Source organism: Candidatus Clostridium eludens, from assembly GCF_045310515.1.
In the GTDB taxonomy this organism is placed as follows: domain Bacteria; phylum Bacillota; class Clostridia; order Clostridiales; family Clostridiaceae; genus Clostridium_B; species Clostridium_B eludens.
Genome location: NZ_JBJHZX010000041.1, coordinates 1 through 25,369 on the forward strand (window position 1 = coordinate 1; position 25,369 = coordinate 25,369).

The following is a 25,369-nucleotide window of genomic DNA, read 5'->3' on the forward strand; positions in this document are numbered from 1 at the left end:
CTCAAAAGAATTGCTGGTTTATTCTTATAAATAAGTTTACCTATATTCTTTATTCTGTTTAATTTTCAAGGATCATTCTGTCAAACTAATCTTGTAACAATCTTACATATGCTACTAATATAATTACACTTTTAATAGATAAAACTGCTACAATCTCTTGCGACTTTTACATTCTATCATTTAAATTTAATGTCGTCAATACATTTTTAATATTTTTTTTAATATTTTTTTCTTTTTAAAATTCCCTTAAATAATATTACGGGTATCTGTTATTTAGAAATCACAAATACCCGTAACATCATTTAGAGGAAAGATACCTAAAAACTTATACTAAAATTTATTATCCGTACAGTTTATTTTAGCTATAGCAACGACCTTTTGTTCTTCTTCTGTTCTCATGAGAGTTACTCCCATAGCATTTCTGCTTGTAGTAGAAATATCAGATACATTAAGTCTTATAGCTACATTACTACTATTTATGAGCATCATTTCATCTTCATCTTTCACAACTCTAGCACCTACTATTAGACCTGTTTTTTCTGTAGATTTATAAGTAATAATTCCCTTACCACCTCTTCTATGGATGGTATATTCATCTACTGGCGTTCTTTTGCCAAATCCATTTTCGCTAACTACCAAAACATCTTCATTATCACTAGCAATGTCCATAGCTACAGCTATATCTCCTTCTCTTAAAGTAATAGCTCTGACTCCTGTAGCATTTCTTCCTATAGGTCTTGCATCTTTTTCACTAAATCTTATTGCATACCCATTCTTAGTGAAAATTAATATCTCACTATCTCCTGTAGTCATCTTAACACCAATAAGTTCATCTCCATCTTTTAAATTTATAGCGTTTAATCCGCTTTTTCTTATTGATGAATATTGATTTATTTTAGTTTTTTTAACCAATCCTTGTTTTGTGGCCATTATAAAATAATTATCACCATCAATTTCTTTAAAAGCTATAACCGCTTGAATCTGTTCATCTCCATCTAAACATAATAAATTAACTAGATTTGTTCCTTTAGCTGTTCTACCTGCATCAGGAATTTCATAACCTTTTAATTTATACACCCTACCTTTGTTAGTAAAAAATAGAATATGGTTATGAGTAGAAGTAATAAATATATGTTCTACAAAATCATCTTCTTTTGTAGTCATGGCTTGTATTCCCTTTCCTCCTCTTTTCTGTGAAGAATAAGTATCAGCAGATATTCTTTTTATATATCCTGCGTGGGTTAGGGTTATTACTACTTCTTCCTCTTCAATAAGATCTTCTATATTTATGTCATTGTCACTTATCTGTATCTCTGTTTTTCTTTCATCACCATACTTATCCCTTATTTGGATTAATTCATCTTTAATCATATTCAATAATACGGACTTATTCTCTAATATTTCTTTAAGCTGTTTTATTAAATTCATTAACTCATTATATTCATTTTCAATCTTTTCCCTTTCAAGTCCTGTAAGCCTTTGAAGCCTCATATCTAAAATAGCTTGTGCCTGTTTTTCAGAAAGATTGAACTTATCCATTAAACCACTTCTGGCACTTTCTGTGGTTTTAGATGATCTTATTAGAGCTATTACTTCATCAATATGATCTAATGCTATCCTTAATCCTTCAAGAATATGAGCCCTAGCTTGTGCCTTATCTAATTCAAATTTAGTTCTTCTTGTTACAATTTCCTCTTGAAATTTCAAATAATACACAAGCATTTGTTTTAAATTTAAAACCCTAGGTTCATTATCTACAAGAGTAAGCATTATAACTCCAAAAGTATCCTGCATCCTTGTATGTTTATATAATTGATTCAAAGTTACATTTGGATTGGCATCTCTTTTTAATTCTATAACAATTCTCATTCCCTCTCTATCTGACTCATCTCTAATGTCTGATATGCCGTCTATTCTCTTATTCTTAACTAGTTCAGCCATATTTTCTATAAGTTTGGATTTATTTACCTGATAGGGAATTTCAGTTATTACTATTTTATTTTTTCCTTTTTCTTCTTGAATTTCAGCTTTAGCCCTTACTATTATTTTTCCTCTTCCAGTTTCATAAGCACTTCTTATACCTGATGTACCAATTATTATTCCTGATGTTGGAAAATCCGGCCCTTTTATAGATGTCATTAGCTCATTAATAGTAACGTCTGGATTATCTATTATCATTATAACACCATTTATAATTTCAACAAGATTATGTGGCGGTATATTGGTAGCCATACCTACAGCTATTCCAGCAGAACCATTTACGAGTAAATTCGGAAATCTTGAAGGTAAAACTGATGGCTCTTTTTCTTCACCATCAAAATTTGGAATAAAATCTACTGTGTTTTTATTTATTCCTCTTAACATCTCAATAGTTATTTTACCCATTTTAGCTTCAGTATACCTCATAGCCGCAGCACTATCTCCGTCTACTGAACCAAAATTTCCATGACCATCAACTAAAGTGTATCTAATAGAAAAGTCTTGTGCCATCCTAACAAGAGCATCATAAACAGATGTATCTCCATGTGGATGATATTTACCTAAAACATCTCCTACAATTCTTGCACATTTTCTATAACCTTTTTCAGGAGTAAGTCCTAGTTCGTACATGGAGTATAATATTCTTCTATGAACCGGTTTTAATCCATCACGCACATCTGGAAGTGCACGGCTAACAATAACGCTCATTGCATAATTTATATAACTTTTCTTCATCTCTTGGCTTATGTCTATCGGTAAAACTTTTCCTTCATCAAACATCAATTACACCTCTCTACTATATGTCTAAGTTAACAACTTTCTTAGCATTCTCTATTATAAAATCTTTACGAGGTTCTACTTTATCACCCATAAGTATAGTAAAAATTTCATCAGCAGCAATAGTATCTTCCACATTAACTTGGATTAAAGTTCTCGTTTCTGGATCCATGGTAGTATTCCAAAGTTGCTCAGAATCCATTTCTCCAAGTCCTTTGTATCTTTGTATATTTACGTTATTATCTTTTCCTCCTATTTCATTAAGCAATACATCTAACTCTTTATCTGAATAAGCATAGTAGTCCTTTTTACTTTTAGCTACTTTGTATAGAGGTGGTTGAGCTATATAAACATGACATTTTTCAACAAGTTCTTTCATGTATCTATAAAAAAAAGTAAGCAATAAAGTTCTTATGTGTGCACCATCTACATCTGCATCTGTCATTATTATTATCTTATTGTATCTTATTTTACTAATATCAAAATCTTTTCCTATTCCTGCTCCAAATGCCGTTATCATAGCTCTTATTTCTTCATATCCAAGTATTTTATCAAGTCTTTGCTTTTCTACATTCATTATCTTACCGCGCAAAGGAAGTATAGCTTGAAATCTTCTATCTCTCCCCTGTTTGGCTGATCCACCTGCGGAATCTCCCTCAACTAAATATATTTCACATTCAGATGGATCTTTAGATGAACAATCTGCAAGTTTTCCTGGAAGAGATGTATTTTCAAGTACAGTTTTACGTCTTGTTAGCTCCCTTGCTTTTCTTGCTGCCTCTCTAGCACGTGATGCAACTAGTGATTTGTCAATTATAGTTTTTGCAACTTGAGGATTTTCTTGTAAAAAATCACTTAGAGATTCTGCCATTATGTTATCAACTATACCTCTAACTTCACTATTCCCAAGTTTTGTCTTAGTTTGCCCTTCAAATTGAGGATCCATGAGTCTTATAGATATAACTGCAGTAATTCCCTCTCTTATATCCTCTCCTGATAGATTTTTATCATTTTCTTTTAATATATTAAATTTTTTTGCATAATCATTAAAAACCCTTGTTAGAGCAGATTTGAAGCCTGCTAAATGAGTTCCACCTTCTATTGTGTCTATATTATTTGCAAAAGAAAAAACATTTTCGGAATATCCATTATTGTATTGAAAAGCAATCTCCACAGAATAATCACCTTTCACACCTTCTACATATATAGGTTCTTTATGAATAGTCTGTTTATTTCTGTTTATATAGGTTACAAAGGATTTTATTCCCCCTTTATAGTGAAGTAGTTCTTCCTTGTCACTTCTTTCATCCTTTAAAGTTATAGCTATACCCTTGTTCAAAAATGCCAATTCTCTAAGTCTTTGAGAAAGCATATCATAATCAAAATCTATATCTTCAAATATTTCTCTATCTGGTTTAAAGTGAATTTTTGTTCCATGTTCTTCACTATCCCCTATTATTTCTAGGCCTGTGGCTACCTTACCTCTTTTAAATACTTGTTTCCATACATGTTCTTCTCTTTTTACTTCAACTTCACAAATTTCAGACAGTGCATTTACCACTGATGCTCCCACTCCATGAAGTCCTCCTGAAACTTTATATCCACCACCACCAAATTTTCCTCCTGCATGCAGTATTGTCATTATTACCTCTACTGTAGGTTTCTTTATTTTATGGTGTATACCAACTGGCATTCCCCTACCATTATCAGTAACCGTTATGGAGTTATCTTCATGTATAACTACATCTATTTTATCACAGTATCCTGCCAATGCTTCATCTATACTATTATCTACTATTTCATATACTAAATGGTGAAGCCCTCTCAAACTGGTACTTCCAATATACATTCCTGGTCTCTTTCTAACTGCCTCCAGGCCTTCTAGTATTTGTATTTGGTTCTCATCATAAACTTGGTTTTTTTCTTGTGGCATACCTATCCTCCTTATCTTGTCTTAAAGTTCATAATACAAAATCTCCGATCTCTTAGTTAATGTGGATGAAGATATAGGTGATAAATAAATTTTACTTTTTTTATTTACTTCTGCAATGATAAAAGATTTAGGTTTATCTTTTGTGATTTTGTGGATAAATCCATCTTCTTCAGCCATCCTTAAAAACTGGGTTGTATCAGAACTATATGTTGAAGTTTCAACATTAAATATACCAATTACGTCTTTTATTGGAACAACTATATTTTCACCTAAATGTAAAAACATAAACAATCTCCTTTCAAAATGAAATTCTACTAACTTTACCCTTTTTTACAACAAACAATTGAGCTTCACCTACTATATTTTTTCTTATGTCATCAACTCCAGTACAAGTTATAAATGTTTGTATTTTGTTTATAGAATTTAATATATATTTTTGTCTGTTTTTATCTAATTCAGATAAAACATCATCTAATAGTAAAACAGGATATTCTCCTGTGATTTCTTTTATTATTTCAAGAGAAGCAAATTTTATAGTTAATATTGATGTTCTTTGCTGTCCTTGAGAACCAAAATTTCTAACATTAATTCCATTTATATTTACAATAAAATCATCCCTATGGGGTCCATAGAGTGTATTGCCTTTATATATATCCTGTTTCCTGTTAAGTTCTAGAACCTTAAGCATGTTATCTTCTATTCTATCAAAATTTGTTAAACATGTCATATATTTAAATTCTATATTTTCAACTCCTGAAGTTATATCACTGTGGATAACTTTTCCTTTTCCATTAAGTTTTTTTATATATTTATTTCTAAGAATTATTATAATTGAACCATATTGTGATAATTGCTTATCGTATATTTGCAGAATATCAACATTATTACTTTTATTCCAGTTTCTAAGCAATGCATTTCTCTGGCTTAATACTTTATTATACTGAACTAAACTATAGTAATATCTTTTACTAAATTTACAAAGTTCAATATCTAAAAATTTTCTTCTAAAAGCTGGAGATTCTTTCACTATTTTTAAATCTTCCGGTGAAAACATAACTACATTAAAAACTCCCATAAGCTCAGATAATTTACTTATTTTTATAGAATTTATATTTATTCCTTTTTTACCTTCTTTAAATATTTTAATTTCTATTTTCTTATTTAACGATTTTTTTAATATATGGACTTTTATGTATGCCTCTTTATTATCCCAATTTATTAATTCTTTATCTTTATTTGTCCGAGGTGATTTACCTATACTGCAATAATACATACTCTCCAATATATTTGTCTTTCCCTGCGCATTATCTCCTATGAATATGTTTATATTTTTATCAAATTCTATGTCTAATTCTTTGTAATTTCTAAAATTAATAAGTTTTAAATATTTTATATACATTATAAAAACACCTATTTATAATTATATCACAAATGTATAATTCATGATTAATAATAAATTCTTAATGTTTATACACACGTTATATAATTATATATATCTTTTCTTCAAATTCAACTGTATACCCCTTAAATAATTTTCTTCCCCTCCTCTTTTCTACTTCTCCATTTACTTTTACCATACCATCTTTTATAAATAATTTAGCTTCATACCCCTGTGAAACCGCTCCACACCATTTTAAAAAGGAATCCAATTTTATTATATCTGTATTGATTTTAATTTCATCCATTTTACATTATCTCCAATTTTATTTATTTTTAATTATTTAGAAGCCTTACAGGCAATACAAGATAAATGCAATTATTTTTCTTGCTATTTTTTATAATACACGGACTTATACTCCCTGAAAATTCCATTATAATTTCTTCATCTTCCATTATTTTCAATACATCTATTAAGTATTTTGAATTAAATGCAATTTGAAGCGTATCCCCTTGCAAAACTATATTTAGTTCTTCCCTAACCATTCCTATTTGAGAATTGGAAGTTATGATCATATTGTTTTCTTCAATCTTTAGCTTTATTAAATTTGTGTTGCTGTCTTTAGCCATTAAAGAAGCCCTTTCAATACAGTCTAGTAATTCACTTTTTTTAGCTATTACCCTAAGGCTGTATTCCTCTGGAATTATAGAATTATATTTTATAAATTCACCTTGTAATAACCTAGATATAATTTTTGTATTCGCTAAATTAAACAATATGTGGTTTGGAGTAAAAGTTATGTTTACATTTTCACTATCATCTCCTAAAATCTTAGAAACTTCATTTAGTGTTTTTGCTGGAATAACAGCATTTATTATATTATCGTTGTCTAAATCTTCTGATTTTAAGGCTAATCTATATCCATCCAAAGCTACTAAATTTAACTTTTTGTTTTTGATTTCAAATAAAATACCTGTTAATATAGGTCTGGTTTCATCTTGCGCAGTAGCGAATACAGTACTTCTTATCATATTTTTTAGTATATTTTCTGGGATGGAAAAAAATATATTTTCGTTTATATTGGGTATTTCAGGAAAATCCTCTGCTTCCATATGGATAATATTAAATTTTGATTTTTGACATAGTATTTCTATAGAATTGTTTTCAACTGTGGATATGTGTATATTATCGTTAGGTAATTTTCGTATAATATCTCCAAATATCCTAGCATCAATTACTATAGCTCCTTCTTCTTCTACTGTTGCTTCTATTGTTGTTACTATACTTAAATCTATATCAGAACCTGTTAACTTCACAGTATTATTGTAAGCTTCTAACATTATACCATTTAGTATAGGCATACTAGATTTTCCAGTTATTGCTTTTTGAACTGTAGATATAGAATCTTGTAATTTAGTTTTTGTACATAAGAATTTCACTTTAATTACCTCCTTTTTTTGGTCACTTTATATTATAGATAGATAATTATATCTAGTAGTAGTAGTAGTAGGGCCTGTGGATATGTTAATAAGTCTTAAAAACGTTGGTATTACTGAAAAAAAATAAAAAATAATTGTGGATAAGTAGTTGAATAAAATTTGCATTATCCACATTATCCACATTATTAAAAAAAATAATAATTATATTATCTTTTTAATGTAATGTTAACGATAGTTATCAACAGTTATTGTTAACAACTGTTGATAACTATTGTTGATTTAATCTTTTAGTTAAGTCATTTACGGCATTTTTAAGACTTTCATCTTTTTTTAAGTTATTTGATATCTTTTCGTAAGCATGTATTACAGTGGTATGATCTCTTCCACCGAATTCTTCTCCTATTTTAGGTAAAGACATATCAGTAAGTTTTCTACACAAGTACATTGCTATTTGTCTTGGAAAAGCTACATTTCTAGTTCTTCTTGAGGATTTAAAATCAGATACTTTTAGATTATAGTAATTAGATACTACATCCTGTATTAAATCTATTGTTACTTGTTTTGATTGTCTGCTTGATATTATGTCTTTTAATGCTTCTACTGCCAAATCTATGCTGATTTCTTTATTGGTAAGCGAAGAAAAAGCAACTATTCGTATTAAAGCTCCTTCCAGTTCTCGTATGTTTGATTTAATTTTTGTAGCTATGTATGCCATGACTTCGTTTGGGATATTTAATTTTTCCACATCAGCTTTCTTTTTTAGTATAGCCATCCTTGTCTCAAAATCAGGGGCTTGAATATCGGCTATAAGTCCCCACTCAAATCTAGATCTAAGTCTATCTTCTAATGTAGGTATTTCTTTTGGGGGTCTATCGCTTGATAAGATGATTTGTTTGTTAGCTTCATAAAGTGCATTGAAAGTATGAAAAAATTCTTCCTGAGTTCTTTCTTTACCCGCTATAAATTGGATATCATCTATTAATAAAACATCTATGTTTCTATATTTGCTCCTAAATTCTACATTTTTATCATCTTTTATTGAATTTATTAATTCATTAGTAAATTTTTCGGAAGAAACATATACTACTTTAGATTCTGTATTATTATTTAATATATGATGGCCTATAGCGTGCATCAGATGGGTCTTACCTAGCCCTACTCCACCATATATAAATAAAGGGTTATATGCTTTTGCAGGTGATTCTGCTACGGCAAGGGATGCTGCATGGGCAAATCTATTACTGTTACCTATAACGAATGAAGTAAAGGTGTACTTTGGATTTAACATAGTGGACATCTCATCGCTTACCATTATTGCACTTTTTATGTTTTGTTTATTTGTAGTATCTAATGTTAAAAATTCTTCAGGTAAGTCAGATGAAACCAAAAATTTAATATTGTATTTCTTTGAAGTAATCATTTGCACTGCTCTAGTTATTAAATCTTTGTATTTATTGCTTAATATGCCCTTAGTAAGGTCGTTTGGTACAGTTAACATGAATGTATCATTTTCAATAGATATAGGAGTAATACTTTTAATCCATGTGTTAAAGCTTACTTCGGTAGTTTCACCTTTTATTATATTTAAAGATTGTTCCCATATTTCTTTTGGATGGGCGCTCATTTTGTATCCTCCAGTCTTAGAAAAAATAATTCACAACATATCCACAGAAAAGTATAGTTATATTATATTTCTTTGACATATGTGTATAAAAATATTCACATGTTTATAATTATGTGGATATTTTTAAATAAAAAAATTTATCCACAGTTTTAAGAAAATAGATATTAACATTATCTACAGTGAATAATATTAGTGAAATTGGGCAATAATGCATAGATGAAAATATGTTTTACACATAAATCACAAAGTTATGCACACACTTATCCACAATTGTGGATAAGTGATGTAAATTTAAAAGTTATCAACAAGTCTCTATAATATAATATCAAAACATAACTACCTATTCAATAAGTTATCCACAAAAATACACAAAAATGTTGATATGTGAACTTTCTTATTGGATTTTATACTTTTGAATTTGTATTGACATTGTAACTTGGTGAATATATAATTTAATAGTGAAACTTTAGGATTAGCTTAACATATACGCTAGTTCACATTAAGGTAGAGTTTTTCTGATGATTTAATGTAGTAATATTTAAAAAGGTTAAATTTTTTATTTTTAAGATTTAATTTTAGAAGTAATGTGCTTATTGAATTTTATAATGTTAAATAAATTTTGTTAAATTTAAGGAAAGGAGTTGTGTGATTATGTGGATGACCTATCAGCCAAAAAAGAAACAAAGAAAAAGAGAGCATGGCTTTAGAAAGAGAATGAGAACCCTATCAGGAAGAAATGTTATTAGAAGAAGAAGACAAAAAGGTAGAAAGAGATTAACAGCATAAGGCCGCTTTTGTGGCCTTTTTCTGCAAGCAGAAAAAAGGAGCAAAGACAGATGAATGTTTATAGGATAAAAAAAAATGCAGAATTTAGAGCTGTATATAAGAGAGGAAAATCTCTTTCTAATAATTTGTTAGTATTATATGTATATATAAATAAAAAAAGCATAAATAGATTAGGTGTATCAGTAAGTAAAAAGGTAGGAAAAAGTGTTGTTAGAAATAGAATTAAAAGATTAATTAAGGAAAGTTTTAGATTAAATAGTAAAAACATAAAAAATGGATATGATTTAGTATTTATAGCAAGGAAATTATCTAATGGTAAGAGTTATATAGAGATAAGTAATTCTGTGAAAAATTTAATTAAAAAAGCAGGTTTGTATAAGTGAAAAAGCTTTTAATTTTTTTAATCAAAGTATATAGGAAATATATTTCACCTTTAAAAGTGCCGTGCTGTAGATTTTATCCTACTTGTTCACAATATGTATTGGAAGCTTTGCAAAAATATGGTATCATCAAAGGTGGATTTATGTCTATAAAGAGGATATTGAGGTGTAATCCATTTTGTAAAGGTGGATATGACCCAGTTAAATAAATTTCAGGAGGGTTAATGTTTTGCAATATCTAAATAATGCTTTTGTTCAGTTTTTTGAGTTTTTACACAAAAATGTGACTTCCGTTATACCTAATCAAAATATTTCTTACGGTATAGCAATAATTTTAATGACTATAATAATTAGGATTATAATACTTCCGTTAGGGGTAAAGCAATTAAAATCTTCAATTACTATGAATGAAATCCAACCAGAAGTTAAAAAGTTACAGGAAAAATACAAAAAAGATCCACAAAGGGCACAACAAGAAATGATGAAGCTATATAAAGAAAAAGGAGCCAGCCCTTTTGGCGGATGTTTACCACTTCTTATTCAATGGCCTATTTTAATTGCCCTCTACTATGTTTTTAATCACTTATCAGGAATAAATGGTATTAGTTTTTTATGGATAAGCGATCTCTCTAAAAGAGACGTATTTCTTGCTATTTTATCGGGAGTGACTACTTATTTGTCCACATATTTAATGATGTCTTCAAATAATAGTGAACAGGCAAGACAAACTCAAACAATGAACATAGGAATGTCCGGGTTTATGGTATTTATGAGTATGGGATTTAAGTCTGCATTGGTATTATACTGGGTTGTTAGTAATTTAATTCAGATAGCACAAACTTTAGTTATAAAGAGGATTGGAACTAAAAAAGATACTAGTCCTAGTAAAGCTTAGGGGGTGGCTGTGTATTATGAAAGTTATAGAGATTACTGGAAAAACTGTTGAAGAAGCAATTGAAAATGCATTACTTGAATTAAAAGTTGAAAGAGACAAAGTTGAGATTGAAGTATTAGATTCAGGTAATAAAGGTTTTTTAAATTTTATAGGGGTTAGGCCAGCTAAAATAAAGGTTAAAGTAAAAAGAGATTACATAAAAGAGGCAAATATATTTTTAAGAAATATTTTACAATGTATGAAGGTAGAAGCTGAAATAAAAATTAAAGAAAATAATAATGTTGTAAAAATATATTTAACCGGCCCTGATATGGGGATACTTATTGGTTATAGGGGAGAGACATTGGATGCAATTCAATATCTTATAAGTCTTGTAGTAAATAAAGATCATGATATAGAGTATAAGAGAGTGATTTTAGATACAGAAAATTATAGACTAAAGCGGGAAGAGACATTGAAAAGACTTGCTAGAAAAGTGGCTGAAAAAGTTAGAAAAACAGGGAGAACGGTAAAATTAGAGCCAATGAATCCTTATGAGAGGAGAATAATTCATTCTTCCCTTCAGAGTGATTTTTATGTAAATACCTATAGTGAGGGTCAGGAACCTTTTAGAAGAGTTGTAGTAGATTTAAAGAAAGCCTAAAGGCTTTCTTTTTTAAATCCGTAAAAAACAGAATGTATAATTTTATTTATTTGGAGGAATTAAAATTATGTTAGAGTTTGATACAATAACAGCTGTAGCTACTGCTTTAGGTGAGGGAGGTATATCTATTGTAAGAGTTTCAGGTGAAAATTCACTTAATATAGTTAATAGTATATTTAGAGGGAAAAATAATACAGACTTATTAAGGATGAAGCCTTATTCCATGAGATATGGCTTTATAATAGAAAAAAGTACAGGGGAATTATTGGATGAAGTGATAATAAGTTTTATGAAGGCTCCTAGAAGTTATACTGCCGAGGATACAGTAGAAATAAATTGTCATGGTGGAGTTTTAGCTACAAGAAAGATACTTGAAGAAGTCGTTAAAGCAGGTGCTAGAATTGCAGAACCTGGTGAATTTACCAAAAGGGCATTTTTAAATGGAAGAATTGATTTGAGTCAAGCAGAGGCGGTAATTGATATAATTAAGGCAAAAACGGATATTTCAATAAAATCAGCTGTCCAGCAGTCGGAAGGTAAAATTTCTAGAAAAATTAATTTATTAAGAGAAGCACTGCTTGATATAATTGCACATATAGAAGCTACGGTTAATTATCCCGAAGAAGATCTAGAGGAGATAACCTCAGAGCAAGTTTCTATAAGGTTAAACAAAATATTAAGCGAAATAAATTATATATTAAGTACTTCAGAAGAAGGTAAAATAGTTAGAGAAGGTTTGAATACAGTAATTGTAGGAAAACCCAATGTGGGCAAATCCTCTTTATTAAACTCATTAATTGAAGAGAATAAAGCTATAGTTACAGATATACCTGGTACCACTAGAGATATTATAGAAGAGTATATAAATATAGGAGGAATTCCCATAAAAATAATTGATACGGCGGGAATAAGAGAAACTAATGATATAGTAGAAAAAATAGGAGTAGAGAAATCCAAAAAAAAGATAGATGAATCAGATCTAGTTATATTAATGCTAGATTCAAGTAAGGAGCTGGATAGGGAAGACAAAGAAATTATAGACTATGTAAATCATAGAAAATATATTATTTTGTTAAATAAAACTGATATAGGTGATAAAATAGATATAGATGATATTTGTAATTTGAACTCAAGATTTATAATAAAGACTTCAATTAAAACTGGAGAAGGTTTAGATAGAGTTAAAGGCTGTATTAAAGAGTTATTTTTTAAAGGGGAAGTTAAATCTGAAGATTTATTTATAACTAATACCAGACATAAAGAAGGGCTGATTAGAGCTAAAGAAAATTGTATTGAAGCTTTAGAAGCATTAAAAAATACCTTTGCTATAGATTTAGCATCTATAGATATAAAGAATGCATGGAGTAACTTGGGGAAAATAACTGGTGATACTTTAGAAGAGGATATAATTGATAAAATATTTTCACAATTTTGTTTAGGAAAGTAGGTAGTTAAGATTGGAGTATTTTTCAGGGAAATATGATGTAATAATTATAGGGGCAGGTCATGCTGGATGTGAGGCAGGACTTGCTTCAGCTAGAATGGGTTGTAAAACTTTAGTTTGTACGATGAATTTGGACAGTATAGGATTTATGCCATGTAATCCTAATATAGGGGGAACAGCCAAGGGGCACTTAGTAAGGGAAATAGATGCTTTGGGCGGAGAAATGGGTGTGAATATTGATAACACGTTTATACAATCAAGAATGCTCAATACTTCTAAAGGACCTGCGGTACATTCTTTAAGAGCTCAGGCAGATAAGAGAAATTATTCAGCAAGAATGAAAACTGTACTTGAAAAGGAAGCTAATTTGCATTTAAAACAGTTGGAAGTAATAGGTATAAGAGTTGATAATGAAGGAAGAGTTTATGGGGTTATTACAAAAAATGGTGCATATTTTGGAGCAAAAGCTGTGATTTTATCCACAGGGACTTATTTAAAAGGTAAAGTGATTATAGGTGATGTTAGCTATAGTTCAGGTCCAAATGGATTTATGCCAGCTAATGATCTTTCTCAGAGTTTATTGGATTTAGGTATAGAACTTAGAAGATTTAAAACAGGCACACCAGCCAGGGTAAATAGAAATAGTGTGGATTTTTCTAAAATGATAGAACAGCCTGGAGATAAGAAAATAATTCCTTTTTCCTTTATGAGTAATAATTTAGATAGAAAACAAATATCCTGTTATCTGACTTATACTACAGAAAATACATTGAAGGTTATAAGAGAAAATATAGATAGATCTCCCCTTTTCAATGGTTCTATTAAGTCTGTAGGTCCAAGATACTGTCCTTCAATTGAAGATAAAGTAGTTAGATTCCCAGATAAGGAAAACCATCAAATATTTATAGAACCAGAAGGAGAAGATACAAATGAATTATATGTAGATGGGGCATCAACATCAATGCCTGAAGACGTGCAGATTGCTATGTATAGAACTATAACAGGCCTTGAAAATGTAGAATTTTTAAGAACTGGATATGCTATTGAATACGACTGTATAAATCCACTTCAGTTAAAACCCACATTAGAGTTTAAAAAAATTGATGGCTTATTTGGGGCAGGTCAGTTAAATGGAAGTTCAGGATATGAAGAAGCGGCATCCCAAGGTATAATTGCTGGTATTAATGCAGCACTTAAAGTTAATCAAAAAGAACCTTTCATTTTAAAGAGATCTGATGGTTATATAGGTGTTTTAATTGATGATTTAGTTACTAAAGGAAGTGAAGAACCCTATAGGATGATGACGTCTCGTTCTGAGTACAGGCTCATACTTAGACAAGATAATGCAGATTTAAGACTTACAGAAATGGGATATAAAATAGGATTAGTTACTAAAGAAAGGTATGATAAATATTTGAAAAGGAAAAATAATATAGAAACAGAAATAGAAAGGATAAAAAATATTTATATAACTCCAAAGAAAGAAGCGATAGATTTTTTAAGTTCATTGAATTCATCTGATTTAAAAAAGAGTATTAGTCTATATGAACTGATAAAGAGGCCTGAACTTGATTACTTTAAATTACAACCTCTTGATACAGATAGACCTGAGTTAAGTGAAGATGTTCAGGAAGAAGTAAATATTATTTCAAAATATGAGGGATATATAAAAAAGCAACTGGAACAAGTACAGCAATTTAAAAAGTTTGAAAATAAGTTTATATCTGAAAATATAAATTATGATGAAGTTAAAGGATTAAGGATAGAGGCTAATCAGAAATTAAAGAAAATAAAGCCTATAAGTATAGGTCAAGCTTCTAGGATTTCTGGGGTTTCACCTGCAGATATTTCTGTTTTATTAGTTCATATGGAGAAAAAGCATAGAGAAGAATCTCTATAAAACAAAATATAGTAATAGATTTGGAGAAGTATTATGAATTATTTTGAAGTTATGAATGTTGTATGTAAAGATGTAGGACTAGACTTTAATGAAGAGAAATATAATAAGTTTATGGAATACAAAGACATGCTTAAGTTATGGAATAAGAAAATGAATCTTACTGCCATAGTAGAAGATGATGATATAGTTAAAAAGCATTTTATAGACTGTATAAAAATATTCAAATTTCTTCCATTAAAAAATGCTTATAGTATTATTGATATAGGAACAGGGGCGGGATTTCCGGGCATACCCATAAAAATACTTAAACCAGAGGTAAAACTTGTACTTCTAGATTCTTTAAATAAGAGAATAAATTTTTTAAACCAAGTTATATTGAATATTAAATTAAAAGATATAACTTGTATACATGGAAGAGCAGAGGATTTTTCAAGGAAAATAGATTATAGAGAAAAATTTGATACTGCGGTGTCAAGGGCGGTGGCAAATCTAACAGTTTTAAGTGAATTTTCTATTCCATATGTAAAAAGGGGTGGATATTTTATAGCTATGAAAGGGCCTTCTGTTGAAAATGAAATTGAAGAAAGTAAAAATGCAATTAATATTTTAGGAGGCAAAATTGAGGATATAATAAAAATAGAAGATGATGAATTTAATCATAACTTAGTAGTAGTAAAAAAAGTTAAACATACTCCCAACGCATATCCAAGAAAAGCTGGAACGGTTTCTAAAAATCCATTAGGCTCCAATTGAAATAATTTGTCGTACGAAAATGCCACAGATTTAGAAGGATTTTATGAAACAATGAAGAAATGCATAATAGGAAATGTAAAAGGGATGGGAAAATATGAATATGCAAGAAAATATTAATTATATATCTGTAGATTTAATTTTACCTAATGTATATCAACCTAGAAAATATTTTAATGAAGAGAGTTTAGAAGAATTAGCTCAATCTATAAATGAGTATGGGATAGTTCAACCGTTATCGGTGAGAAAATTAGGTGAAAATAAATATGAATTAGTTGCAGGAGAAAGAAGACTTAGAGCAGCAAGAAAGGCAGGTTTGAAGGAAGTACCTGTAATTATAGTAGATATAACTGATAAAGAGTCTGCTGCAATAGCACTCCTAGAAAATTTGCAGAGAGAAAATCTGAATTTTTTAGAGGAGGCAACAGCATATTATAATTTAATTAAATATCATTACTACACTCAGGAAAAGTTAGCTGAAGTTATAGGAAAAAAGCAATCTACTATTGCAAATAAGATTAGATTGCTTAAGTTGGATAAAGAAATTATAAATATGTTATTAGAAAACAATTTATCTGAAAGACATGCCAGGGCATTATTAAGACTTCCAAAGGTAAAGTTGCAGAAAAAAGTTTTGAATATAGTTATTAAGAAATCTTTAAATGTGAAAAGTACAGAAGAACTTGTCAATAAAGAGTTAGAGAGTATTAGCAATTCTCTAAAAGATAAGAAGAAAAAAATAAAAGGGATATTTTCTCCTAGAATATATATAAATACAGTAAGACAAGTATTTGATAAATATGGTTTAAATGCAAAATATGCTTCTAGAGATTTAGAGGGTGAAATACAAATAATAATTACGATTCCCAAAAAATAGAATGTTTCACATGAAACATTCTATTGAAGTATTTTTGTTATAATATTAATGATAAGTATTGATTTATATAACATAGATGAATAAATTCTATATGTTGAACTAAAAAAATCATCTCTAAATATGGAAAAGAGATGATTTTTTATATGTATATTGGTATAAATAAGAGAATTTATGATAAAACCTCTTTTATTATTTCAAATAAAAATATATAATTAAAAATAAGAAAATAGAAAACTTAGAAGGGGGGAACTTAAATGAAAATAATATCCATATTTAATCAGAAAGGCGGGGTAGGTGTGCGTCCGTAGTGGATTATAAAAGAAAGCTGTGTTAATACAGTAAGGGTTACAACGATACCTTTTTAACCAATAGACTTACCTGAGAGTGGAAACACTAAGGGGACAATAGCATGTCTATTAAAGCGCATAGTTTCTGAAAGTGGCTAAGAGGCTGATGTGCCAGGTTAGGATATGATAAGGTCAAGGCTGGATTGCTTGAATTCTAGTTTCTTAGCTCTAACTGCCGAGGTTTATGAAAGCCATTTGAATACATAAACGGAATATCTAAAAGTAAAATTTTACCTATGTTTGCTTAACGTTGTAGGTATTTCCGGCATCCTTTACAGGATGTAAAAGGAACGAATAGAAGACCTAAGTCATATTGTCGCTTTTATTAATCTAAACGGAGATGGTCTAAGGTGGAATGTCTATTAGACTATGAATTAAAGAATTCTGAATATCCATTATGGCTACGGAGCCTTCGTAGTAGTCCGGGATAGGGAAAGCCTATCACATGGCGAAGGAAGGTAGGTTATTTTCATTGTCAGATTAAGGAGGTATGCGAAATGCAAAAAGCTGAATTAGTATTGGCAATATTAAAGGATAAATCTGAAAAAAATCCAAATTATAAGTTTGAAAGGGTATATCGGTATTTATTCAATGTGGAATTTTATTTAATGGCATATTCTAAATTATGCAATGAAAATAAGAGAATACATTCAATTATTAAAGGAAGAATGTATGATTTTAATATTGAAAATGTTCATAAAGTAGTTGAAGAATTGAAAAGTGAAACCTATTACCCAGAATCATTGAAAATACTAAATACGCATATTCTTAAGAAGAATAAGAAATGTTTACAAACAATAAATCTATACGATAACCTAATACAACAAATAATTAAGGAAATTCTGGAATCCATATATGATGTAAATTTTAGCAGTAGTTCTCATGGATTTAGGCCAGGTAGAAGTTGTCATACTGCTCTTTATCAAATAAAAAATACCTGTGGTGGTGCTAATTGGGTTATTAAAGGGAATATACAAAAAGTTTTCTATAACATAGATCATGATTTTATTATAAAATTATTAAGTGAAAAAATATGTGATGGGCGTTTTATAGAGCTTATTAATAGATTTTTTATGGCAGGATATATGTGTGAGAAAAAGACCTATGAAACATGGTCAGGAATACTCAAGAGGGAGACCATAGGGAATATGCTGCTTAATATTTATTTAGATAAATTTGATAAGTATGTGAATAAAAACTTTGGACAAGTAAAGCATATACGATATTTAGATAATTTTATTATTTTTGTTTGGGGAACTAAAGACCTAGCTGAAGATGTAAGAAAAAATATAAATGGATTTTTAAAGGAAAAACTAAAAATAGAAATTGCTGAAGAAGAACTTTTAATGGTGAGCTTAAATGACAAAAGAATAAAATTTTTAGGGTATGAAATAGCTAAATCAACACAGAACTTTAAAATACAAAAGTTTACAGGATTAAAAGAGAAAAAAAATAATCAAATAATACAACTATTAGTACCTAGTAAAGTCATAAAAGAAAGAATAAAACCGTTTATTTCAAATGGAAAGTCAGTACATAATAACTTCAGAATTAATTTACCTATATGGGAAATAATTTCTCAATATAATAAAGAAATCATAGAATTATACAATTATTATTGTTTAGCTGCAGATGTCAGTGTAAAAGTAGGAAGGTTTAAATTTTACCATTATTTCAGTTTAGCAAAAACTTTGGCAAGAAAAGAGAAAATATCAGTTAAGCAGGTTATAGATAAGTATGGAATAGAATTTCCCAGGAAAAGTGGAGATGGCACTAAAAAAATTATAGGAATTAAATATAATACGAAGAATGGAATAGAAGTTATAACCTATTTTAATGGACTGTTAAAGAAAAAAAATAAACCCATTGCTGATTTAAATGATATGATTTGGAATTAACTTAAATATAGATTTATCTTTTAATATAAAATAACTGGAGAGCCGAATACATTGAAAGGTGTACGTTCGGTTCGGAGGGGGGTTCACAAAAATCTGCTATAAATAAATCATAGTAAGACGTTGAGTTCCTACCCTACAAAACTACTACTTGTATTAATTTAAGTGCATACTTAGCTATGCAAGGATATAAAATATTGAATATAGATATTGATCCTCAAGGAAATACTACCAGTGGGTTAGGTTTTGATAAGGGGAATATAGAAATTTCAATATATGATGTGTTGACTTCACGAGTTAACATAAATGAAGCAATAATGCCATGTGAACTTATAGATAATTTCTATATAATTCCTTCGATAATGGAACTAGCTGGAGCTGAAGTAGAACTAATAGGTAAGAAAAATAGAGAAAGAATATTAAAAAATAAGTTTAAAAATTTAAAACAAGATTTTGATTTTATATTTATAGATTGTCCACCATCTTTAGGATTATTAATTATAAATGCACTTACTGCATCAGATAGTGTACTTATTCCAATTCAGTGTGAATTTTATGCTTTAGAAGGTGTGGGACAATTAATAAATACAGTGAAACTTGTTAAAGAGTCTTTAAATGCCAATTTGAAAATTGAGGGAGTAGTTATGAGTATGTGTGATACTAGAACTAATCTATCAAATCAGGTGGTTCTAGAAGTAAAAAAATATTTTAAAGATAAAGTTTATGAAACTACTATACCAAGAAATATAAGATTAGCTGAAGCTCCTAGTTTTGGGCTTCCTATAGTGCTTTATGATGATAAGTGCAAGGGTGCGGAAGCTTATGAAGGATTGACTAAAGAATTTTTGCATAAGCAAAAGGAGTGAATGTAATTTGAATAAAAAATATGGATTAGGTAAAGGCCTTAGAGCATTAATACCTGAAAATACTTTAGAAGGTGTAGATGAAAATCAAAAAGATATAAAATACATTAGTATTGATTCAATAGTGGCAAATAAAAGTCAACCTAGAAAAAATTTTGATAAAAATAAAATATCAGAGCTTTCTCAATCAATAAAAGAGCATGGCATAATACAGCCTCTTGTACTTAATGAAATTGAAGATAATACATATAGTATAATTGTAGGCGAGAGAAGATGGATGGCTGCTAAATTGGCTAATATAAAAGAAATACCTGCAATTATAATGAATTTGTCTGATAGGCAAATTTTAGAGGTTTCTCTTATAGAAAATATACAAAGGCAGGATTTAAATCCCATAGAAGAAGCATTAGCCTACAAAAGATTAGTTAATGACTTTAATTTAACTCAAGAACAATTGAGTAATAGAATGGGTAAATCTAGAACTACAATTACTAACTGTATGAGACTTTTGAATCTGGATGACAGGGTCCAAAAGTATCTTATAGAAGGAGCCATTACTGAAGGTCATGGAAGAGCACTTTTAGGTGTGGAAAATGGTGATTTGCAATATGAATTAGCTCAAACTATTATAGATGGAAATTTAACTGTTAGAGATATAGAAAAGCTTATAAAAAATTTGAATTCTGATAAAAAATTACAAAAGGATAATGTCAAAGAGCAAAATGTCTATCACCTAGATATAAAAGAAAAGTTAGAAAATTTATTTGGTACTAAAGTTTCATTAATGGATAAAAAAAATAAAGGAAAAATAGAAATAGAATATTACTCCCAAGAAGATTTACAGAGAATATTGGATATACTAAAAATTTAATTAAAAAATGTTTTTCTATGTATTGAATCTTAGAAGAACCTATCCAAGTGTGTAGCAGTGCTTATCTCCCATTTTGAATAAGATGGGAGTATGAGCTAATTGCCACGTTTGGATAAAACTACTACTTTCTATTTGTTATTTATTTTCAAGTAAAATTTCTTTGGAAAGGAGAAAAGTATGCAAAATATTGGCGTCCTAATAAGTGGATTACAGATATATATTATAATTGGATTAATTATAATGGTAGTAATATTATTAATTATGAATTTAATAATTTTTCAATCTCTGAGTAGATTGGAGAAAAGATATAGAAAATTTATGAGAGGTTCAAATAATAAAAATTTGGAGGAATTTATTATTGGGTACTTGGATAGTATAGATAACGTAAAGAATGATTATGAAGATATTAAAAATCTCTATAGTGAATTGAATTCTAAAGTAAAATGTTGTATTCAAAAAATATCTGTTATACGATATAGAGCTTTTGAGGATGTGGGAAGTGATTTAAGTTTTTCAATTGCGTTATTAGATGAAAAAAATGATGGTGTAGTAATTACAGGAATATACGGAAGAGATGAAAGTACTACTTATGCCAAGCCTATAGATAGTGGTATATCAAGGTATGGTTTATCTCAGGAGGAACAACAGGTTTTAGAAGAATGCATAAATAAAAGAATATGATTTTTATCGTATGAAAAAACTCCTTTAAAAAATTTTTTATTTAAGGAGTTTTTAATTTTATCTCCAAATTTGGTAACATTACAATTTTATCAACAATGCAATATACATAACATTGTTTTCATATAATTCATAATAGGTATTGTATAGTATTAGAATTTGTAAAAAAATTAATTATTTCAATTTTATTTGTAGAAAGAAGTCACATGTGTAAAAGTTTTAATATGATTATTAGGCCTCTGCATTTTGGAGAAAATTTTTAGTATTTTTTCCGCCTATAGTTTTTAATATAGAGTGATATAGACCTTTAGAAATTATATCAGCCAATTGCATAACAGTAAATAATCTGGTATTTTGTAAAACCATGAATTCCATAGCACCACATATGTTTACAATACCTGTTATACTTAAATCTCCTACTTCAGGAAGTGATTTATTCATAGCAGATCCAGGATGAAGGGGTTTGCTTTCTAATATTATTTTCCCTACATTTTGAATATTACCTAGGCAAGCATCAATTGCTATTGTAAATGGATCATTATATTTGGAATGTATTTCATTTATTACATCAGAAATATTTTTTGCATGCACTGGATATTGCAAATTTCCATATAAAGCAACTTTATTTCTTACTAAAAATTTTAATTTATCCCCTACTATTGGTCCTAGACTATCTCCTGTAGATCTATCTGTTCCTATACATAATATTACTATAGTCCTTTGGGATTTTATCATGGGAAATATTTCATTACTTATGGTATCTCTTAGAATGCTTATTGAATTTGTAGTTTTAGGATCTATTATTAATTTTTTAATCATAAAAAAACCTCCTATATTAGAATTTTTACCATATAGAGGTTTTTTATACTTTTAATTTATATATTTTATTATAAAAATTTAAAACATATCTAATTTTCTAAATATATTAAAAAATACTACTAAAAATATACAGAATATCACTCCAGAAAGACCATTTGCTTTTAGTCCTATAAATAATGCTGCCAGAACTGCCACAGGGTGTATACCCAAGGAAGAGGAAACTATTTTAGGCTCAATAATTTGTCTTATGACAGAAACTAATATATAGGATATAAGTAATCCAATGCATGTAATATAATTTTTAAATATTATTAGATAAATCAGAGCCAATGGGATATATATAACTCCGATTCCTATAATAGGAAGTATATCTGCTATAGCACATATGATACTAAGTATTACGGCATATTTAACCTTAAAAATTAAAAATACTATTATTGTTTCTAAAAATGTAAATAAAATTATAATCATATAGGATAGTAAGTAGTTACCTAGCATTCTTTTGCTTTCAGTGTATATTTTTAATATTTTATCTGTCTTATTATTTGGTATTAAGTTATGCATATTTATTTTGGAGGAACTCATGTCTTTGGTAAAAAAATATGTAGCTAGTAGAGTAAAAAGTACTACCATTAGTATATAAGGTATTGTAGCTATTAAATTTATAACGTAGGATACTAGTTTACCAGAAAAATTTACTAATATATTTGATGTTTTGGTAACAAAACTTGTAAAGTTTTGTTCTAAGGTATTTATTATATAAGGATCTAAGTCATTGTAATATTTTTGCAATTTATAAAATGAATTATATATATCATTAGAATTTTTAGAAATATACAATTGAGTGTTTTTACCAAGTTGTATAGCTTCTTGAGTTATTGTAGTTATGCCCAATGAAAGCAAGGTTATTATTATAGTGAAGAATATTATAGTTGTAATTAAAGAAGCTATTCCATGCTTCACTTTTAGTTTCTTTGAAATAAAAATTGTAGGTTTTTTCAGTATTAGTGCACATATAAATGCTAAAACAAAAGGTAAGGTATAGTTAAGTGTATTAAAAAATGTTAAAAAAAGTATTGTATAGATTATAAAAAATATGCTAATTTTATCAATTTTGTTTATTAAATCGCTCACGGTTGTATGACAACTCCTTTAAATATTTTACTGTTAAGTGATTTCATTAATAATTACGCTATGATATATTTAAAATTTACATAATAATCATAGTTATATTGTTAAAAAGAAAGTATATTTGTTATATAATTATATTGTAGATTAAAAAGTTTTTATAATACAAATTTCAGATAAAACAATATATTATAGATTAACTTATGTACAATAATTATAAAACAATATAATGACGTTGTATATACCATGTTAGTAAAATTTTACATAGGAAGGAGGAGATAAAGTCGATTTTGTGAAGATGTTATTTCAAATTGACCATTATTATGTAATTATACTTAAAATGGATTGTTAAATTATATGTCTTTAATATGTGGAAGAAAATAGATTCTTCATTATTATAAATTTTTATATCAACTAAAAAATAATATACATTATTGAGTAAATTCCATCTGAACATTAGAAGAACTTAATAATTTTTGGAGGTAAGTATGGAAGATAGTATAATTAAAATATATAAATTTGAAATACCTAAAAGTATATATAATTTTGGAGTAATTGCTTTAAAAATAATAATTATAGTAGCTATTATGTATTTAGTTATTAAGCTTGGAAATAAAATAATAAATAAATATATATCAAAACAAAAAAATTTCAGAATTTCATTGGATGATAAAAAAGCTAAAACCGTAGGAGCTGTTTTAAAAAGTGTATTAAAATATGCAGTATACTTTTTCGGTATTTTTAGTATAATTGCAGTAATATCACCTAAAATAGGTATAACTGGATTAACTTTTGCAGGTATAGGTGGAGTAGCAGTGGGACTTGGTGCTCAGAGTATCATAAAAGATATTATAAATGGTTTTTTTATATTATTTGAAGATCAATTTGTAGTAGGTGACTATATTAATGTAGATGATAAAGGTGGTATTGTAGAAAGTATAGAGCTTAGAATTACCAAGATAAGAGATTTTAATGGCGATTTACACATCATACCTAATGGACTTATAACCAAAGTGACCAACCATTCTAAGGGAAACGTTAGAATAATGATAGATACGGATATTTCCTATAATCAAAATATAAACAAAGTTATAGAAATAATGTCAAATTTATGTGAGAGGTTTAAAAATGAAAATTCTGTTATTGTAGAGGGCCCAACTGTTCAAGGTATAATAAATATAAAGGATGATAGGGTCACTGTTCGAATAGTTGGCAAGACCAAGGCAATGACACAGTGGGATATGGAAATGAAACTTAGAAAAGAGATATGGGAAATTTTAAAAAAGGAGAATATTAAAGTTCCCTACTCATCAGTAAGGATTTTGAAGGAGGAGTAAATGTATGAAAAAAATTTTTTATATTGGTGATGTAGTACAAATGAAAAAAGGCCATCCATGTGGCAGTAATGAGTGGGAAATAATAAGACTTGGTGCTGATATAAAAATTAGATGCTGCGGTTGTAAGAGGATAGTAATGCTTCCAAGAAGTAAATTTGAAAAAAATGTAAAAAATATTATAAAGCAGAATTCACCTGATATACAAGAAGTATAGATTTAAGTTATGCAAAAAAATTAATTGATTTTATATGAAAAAAGTAGTAAAATAAGAAAACGTAGTCCCTGCTGTGAAAATCACAGCCATTAGTCCGAGGGGAGGAGGTGGAATTCAATGAGTAAATACGAAACTATATTTATATTACATCCATCATTAGACGAGGAAGCTTATAAGTCTAATGTAGAAAAGTTTAAAGGTGTAATAGAAAATGGTGGAGGGGTAATAGAAAACGTTGATAATTGGGGTAAGAGAAAACTTGCCTATGAGATAAAAAAAGTTAACGAAGGATATTATACCTTAATAAATTTTAGTGCTGATCCTATGTTACCAAAAGAATTAGATAGAGTATTCAGGATTACAGATACAATTGTAAGACACATAATAGTAAAGGATGAAAAATAGGTGGTG

The 25,369-nt window shown here is 28.6% G+C and carries 24 protein-coding genes and 1 pseudogene; 16 read left to right on the plus strand and 9 right to left on the minus strand.

The features are described from left to right. Nucleotides 1-330: 330 nt before the first annotated feature. The 7 genes from gyrA to dnaA form a co-directional block, all read right to left on the minus strand. Nucleotides 331-2,760, minus strand: a complete 2,430-nt coding sequence (gyrA, locus tag ACJDU8_RS20380; RefSeq protein WP_406794014.1) for a DNA gyrase subunit A — start codon at nt 2,758-2,760, stop codon at nt 331-333. 16 nt (nt 2,761-2,776) lie between these two features. Then, nucleotides 2,777-4,690, minus strand: coding sequence for a DNA topoisomerase (ATP-hydrolyzing) subunit B (gene gyrB, locus ACJDU8_RS20385; RefSeq protein WP_406794015.1), 1,914 nt, complete (start codon nt 4,688-4,690; stop codon nt 2,777-2,779). Nucleotides 4,691-4,711: 21 nt separating this feature from the next. After that, nucleotides 4,712-4,975 carry an extracellular matrix regulator RemB gene (gene remB, locus ACJDU8_RS20390; protein WP_406794016.1) on the minus strand — a complete coding sequence of 88 codons (264 nt, stop codon included), beginning with the start codon at nt 4,973-4,975 and terminating at the stop codon, nt 4,712-4,714. Between the two features lie 13 nt (nt 4,976-4,988). Beyond that, on the minus strand, nt 4,989-6,089 hold the full coding sequence (gene recF, locus ACJDU8_RS20395; RefSeq protein ID WP_406794017.1) for a DNA replication/repair protein RecF: 1,101 nt from the start codon (nt 6,087-6,089) through the stop codon (nt 4,989-4,991). Nucleotides 6,090-6,168: 79 nt separating this feature from the next. After that, a complete protein-coding gene (locus ACJDU8_RS20400) occupies nt 6,169-6,375 on the minus strand; it encodes an RNA-binding S4 domain-containing protein (protein ID WP_406794018.1) in 207 nt (68 codons plus the stop codon). Between the two features lie 28 nt (nt 6,376-6,403). After that, nucleotides 6,404-7,507, minus strand: a complete 1,104-nt coding sequence (gene dnaN / locus ACJDU8_RS20405) for a DNA polymerase III subunit beta (protein ID WP_406794019.1) — start codon at nt 7,505-7,507, stop codon at nt 6,404-6,406. 268 nt (nt 7,508-7,775) lie between these two features. Then, nucleotides 7,776-9,131, minus strand: coding sequence for a chromosomal replication initiator protein DnaA (gene dnaA / locus ACJDU8_RS20410; RefSeq protein ID WP_406794020.1), 1,356 nt, complete (start codon nt 9,129-9,131; stop codon nt 7,776-7,778). Nucleotides 9,132-9,782: 651 nt separating this feature from the next. On the opposite strand from dnaA, the gene rpmH reads away from it, so the two are divergent. The 13 genes and pseudogenes from rpmH (at nt 9,783) to ACJDU8_RS20475 (ending at nt 21,463) form a co-directional block, all read left to right on the plus strand. Then, nucleotides 9,783-9,917, plus strand: coding sequence for a 50S ribosomal protein L34 (rpmH, locus tag ACJDU8_RS20415; protein WP_013240860.1), 135 nt, complete (start codon nt 9,783-9,785; stop codon nt 9,915-9,917). Nucleotides 9,918-9,967: 50 nt separating this feature from the next. After that, on the plus strand, nt 9,968-10,300 hold the full coding sequence (gene rnpA / locus ACJDU8_RS20420) for a ribonuclease P protein component (RefSeq protein ID WP_406794021.1): 333 nt from the start codon (nt 9,968-9,970) through the stop codon (nt 10,298-10,300). Further along, nucleotides 10,297-10,506 carry a membrane protein insertion efficiency factor YidD gene (gene yidD, locus ACJDU8_RS20425; RefSeq protein WP_406794022.1) on the plus strand — a complete coding sequence of 70 codons (210 nt, stop codon included), beginning with the start codon at nt 10,297-10,299 and terminating at the stop codon, nt 10,504-10,506. The genes rnpA and yidD overlap by 4 nt, the downstream gene beginning before the upstream one ends. Before the next feature lie 20 nt (nt 10,507-10,526). Continuing rightward, nucleotides 10,527-11,192 carry a membrane protein insertase YidC gene (locus ACJDU8_RS20430; protein ID WP_406794023.1) on the plus strand — a complete coding sequence of 222 codons (666 nt, stop codon included), beginning with the start codon at nt 10,527-10,529 and terminating at the stop codon, nt 11,190-11,192. Nucleotides 11,193-11,208: 16 nt separating this feature from the next. Further along, complete coding sequence (jag, locus tag ACJDU8_RS20435; RefSeq protein ID WP_406794024.1) at nt 11,209-11,835, plus strand: RNA-binding cell elongation regulator Jag/EloR; 627 nt, start codon at nt 11,209-11,211, stop codon at nt 11,833-11,835. 67 nt (nt 11,836-11,902) lie between these two features. Beyond that, nucleotides 11,903-13,282 carry a tRNA uridine-5-carboxymethylaminomethyl(34) synthesis GTPase MnmE gene (mnmE, locus tag ACJDU8_RS20440; RefSeq protein ID WP_406794025.1) on the plus strand — a complete coding sequence of 460 codons (1,380 nt, stop codon included), beginning with the start codon at nt 11,903-11,905 and terminating at the stop codon, nt 13,280-13,282. A gap of 10 nt (nt 13,283-13,292) precedes the next feature. Then, entirely contained in the window at nt 13,293-15,179 is a 1,887-nt protein-coding gene (gene mnmG / locus ACJDU8_RS20445; protein WP_406794026.1) for a tRNA uridine-5-carboxymethylaminomethyl(34) synthesis enzyme MnmG, read from the plus strand. Between the two features lie 33 nt (nt 15,180-15,212). Further along, on the plus strand, nt 15,213-15,932 hold the full coding sequence (rsmG, locus tag ACJDU8_RS20450; RefSeq protein ID WP_406794027.1) for a 16S rRNA (guanine(527)-N(7))-methyltransferase RsmG: 720 nt from the start codon (nt 15,213-15,215) through the stop codon (nt 15,930-15,932). 100 nt (nt 15,933-16,032) lie between these two features. Beyond that, complete coding sequence (noc, locus tag ACJDU8_RS20455) at nt 16,033-16,806, plus strand: nucleoid occlusion protein (protein WP_406794045.1); 774 nt, start codon at nt 16,033-16,035, stop codon at nt 16,804-16,806. Nucleotides 16,807-17,650: 844 nt separating this feature from the next. After that, on the plus strand, nt 17,651-19,051 hold the full coding sequence (locus ACJDU8_RS20460; protein ID WP_406794028.1) for a reverse transcriptase/maturase family protein: 1,401 nt from the start codon (nt 17,651-17,653) through the stop codon (nt 19,049-19,051). Nucleotides 19,052-19,188: 137 nt separating this feature from the next. Next, nucleotides 19,189-19,914, plus strand: a pseudogene (locus tag ACJDU8_RS20465) (ParA family protein); the annotation flags it as partial. A 7-nt stretch (nt 19,915-19,921) separates the two neighbouring features. Then, nucleotides 19,922-20,782: a ParB/RepB/Spo0J family partition protein gene (locus ACJDU8_RS20470; protein WP_406794029.1), complete on the plus strand. Its 861-nt coding sequence runs from the start codon at nt 19,922-19,924 to the stop codon at nt 20,780-20,782. 177 nt (nt 20,783-20,959) lie between these two features. Next, on the plus strand, nt 20,960-21,463 hold the full coding sequence (locus ACJDU8_RS20475) for a DUF4446 family protein (RefSeq protein ID WP_406794030.1): 504 nt from the start codon (nt 20,960-20,962) through the stop codon (nt 21,461-21,463). A gap of 228 nt (nt 21,464-21,691) precedes the next feature. Here the strand turns inward: ACJDU8_RS20475 and yyaC are convergent, their stop codons facing one another. Beyond that, a complete protein-coding gene (gene yyaC / locus ACJDU8_RS20480) occupies nt 21,692-22,279 on the minus strand; it encodes a spore protease YyaC (protein WP_406794031.1) in 588 nt (195 codons plus the stop codon). A gap of 78 nt (nt 22,280-22,357) precedes the next feature. Further along, a complete protein-coding gene (gene ytvI, locus ACJDU8_RS20485; RefSeq protein WP_406794032.1) occupies nt 22,358-23,413 on the minus strand; it encodes a sporulation integral membrane protein YtvI in 1,056 nt (351 codons plus the stop codon). A 482-nt stretch (nt 23,414-23,895) separates the two neighbouring features. Here ytvI and ACJDU8_RS20490 point away from each other — a divergent pair, with 482 nt between their 5' ends. The 3 genes from ACJDU8_RS20490 to rpsF all read left to right on the plus strand — a co-directional run bounded on the left by ACJDU8_RS20490 (nt 23,896) and on the right by rpsF (nt 25,363). After that, entirely contained in the window at nt 23,896-24,744 is an 849-nt protein-coding gene (locus ACJDU8_RS20490; RefSeq protein ID WP_406794033.1) for a mechanosensitive ion channel family protein, read from the plus strand. Nucleotides 24,745-24,748: 4 nt separating this feature from the next. Further along, nucleotides 24,749-24,958 (plus strand): DUF951 domain-containing protein, encoded by a 210-nt coding sequence (locus ACJDU8_RS20495; protein WP_406794034.1) that lies wholly within the window; start codon nt 24,749-24,751, stop codon nt 24,956-24,958. A gap of 117 nt (nt 24,959-25,075) precedes the next feature. Continuing rightward, nucleotides 25,076-25,363, plus strand: a complete 288-nt coding sequence (gene rpsF / locus ACJDU8_RS20500; protein WP_406794035.1) for a 30S ribosomal protein S6 — start codon at nt 25,076-25,078, stop codon at nt 25,361-25,363. Nucleotides 25,364-25,369 lie beyond the last annotated feature (6 nt).

What these genes read in the sequence shown, in the direction of transcription:
- gyrA (WP_406794014.1), bottom strand. Translation starts at nt 2,760, where the DNA reads ATGTTTGATGAAGGAAAAGTTTTACCGATAGACATAAGCCAAGAGATG.
- gyrB (WP_406794015.1), bottom strand. Translation starts at nt 4,690, where the DNA reads ATGCCACAAGAAAAAAACCAAGTTTATGATGAGAACCAAATACAAATA.
- remB (WP_406794016.1), bottom strand. Translation starts at nt 4,975, where the DNA reads ATGTTTTTACATTTAGGTGAAAATATAGTTGTTCCAATAAAAGACGTA.
- recF (WP_406794017.1), bottom strand. Translation starts at nt 6,089, where the DNA reads ATGTATATAAAATATTTAAAACTTATTAATTTTAGAAATTACAAAGAA.
- ACJDU8_RS20400 (WP_406794018.1), bottom strand. Translation starts at nt 6,375, where the DNA reads ATGGATGAAATTAAAATCAATACAGATATAATAAAATTGGATTCCTTT.
- dnaA (WP_406794020.1), bottom strand. Translation starts at nt 9,131, where the DNA reads ATGAGCGCCCATCCAAAAGAAATATGGGAACAATCTTTAAATATAATA.
- rpmH (WP_013240860.1), top strand. Translation starts at nt 9,783, where the DNA reads ATGTGGATGACCTATCAGCCAAAAAAGAAACAAAGAAAAAGAGAGCAT.
- rnpA (WP_406794021.1), top strand. Translation starts at nt 9,968, where the DNA reads ATGAATGTTTATAGGATAAAAAAAAATGCAGAATTTAGAGCTGTATAT.
- jag (WP_406794024.1), top strand. Translation starts at nt 11,209, where the DNA reads ATGAAAGTTATAGAGATTACTGGAAAAACTGTTGAAGAAGCAATTGAA.
- mnmE (WP_406794025.1), top strand. Translation starts at nt 11,903, where the DNA reads ATGTTAGAGTTTGATACAATAACAGCTGTAGCTACTGCTTTAGGTGAG.
- rsmG (WP_406794027.1), top strand. Translation starts at nt 15,213, where the DNA reads ATGAATTATTTTGAAGTTATGAATGTTGTATGTAAAGATGTAGGACTA.
- noc (WP_406794045.1), top strand. Translation starts at nt 16,033, where the DNA reads ATGCAAGAAAATATTAATTATATATCTGTAGATTTAATTTTACCTAAT.
- ACJDU8_RS20460 (WP_406794028.1), top strand. Translation starts at nt 17,651, where the DNA reads ATGCAAAAAGCTGAATTAGTATTGGCAATATTAAAGGATAAATCTGAA.
- ACJDU8_RS20475 (WP_406794030.1), top strand. Translation starts at nt 20,960, where the DNA reads ATGCAAAATATTGGCGTCCTAATAAGTGGATTACAGATATATATTATA.
- yyaC (WP_406794031.1), bottom strand. Translation starts at nt 22,279, where the DNA reads ATGATTAAAAAATTAATAATAGATCCTAAAACTACAAATTCAATAAGC.
- ACJDU8_RS20490 (WP_406794033.1), top strand. Translation starts at nt 23,896, where the DNA reads ATGGAAGATAGTATAATTAAAATATATAAATTTGAAATACCTAAAAGT.
- ACJDU8_RS20495 (WP_406794034.1), top strand. Translation starts at nt 24,749, where the DNA reads ATGAAAAAAATTTTTTATATTGGTGATGTAGTACAAATGAAAAAAGGC.
- rpsF (WP_406794035.1), top strand. Translation starts at nt 25,076, where the DNA reads ATGAGTAAATACGAAACTATATTTATATTACATCCATCATTAGACGAG.